Origin of the sequence: Pararhodobacter sp. CCB-MM2 (genome assembly GCF_001691415.1) — a bacterium.
Lineage (GTDB): Bacteria > Pseudomonadota > Alphaproteobacteria > Rhodobacterales > Rhodobacteraceae > Pararhodobacter.
In genome coordinates this window covers 1-253 of the sequence record NZ_LRRR01000133.1, presented here as the reverse complement: position 1 = coordinate 253, position 253 = coordinate 1, and the positions used below count along the sequence as shown (strand labels likewise).

Here is a 253-nt window from a genome sequence, read left to right as displayed (position 1 = left end):
GCTGATGCGGCTGAGGAAGACGAGGTTCTGAGCGTTCCGTCGGCTGATGCGGTTGAGGAAGACGAGGTTCTGAGCGCTCCGTCGGCTGATGCGGCTGAGGAAGACGAGGTTCTGAGCGTTCCGTCGGCTGATGCGGCTGAGGAAGACGAGGTTCTGAGCGTTCCGTCGGCTGATGCGGCTGAGGAAGACGAGGTTCTGAGCGCTCCGTCGGCTGATGCGGCTGAGGAAGACGAGGTTCTGAGCGTTCCGTCGG

1 protein-coding gene is annotated in these 253 nt (G+C 62.5%); it reads left to right on the top strand.

What is annotated here, in order from left to right; genetic code table 11:
• Nucleotides 1-253, top strand: a 253-nt coding sequence (locus BCY78_RS25785; RefSeq protein ID WP_199523213.1) for a hypothetical protein, incomplete at both ends; no start/stop codon positions are given.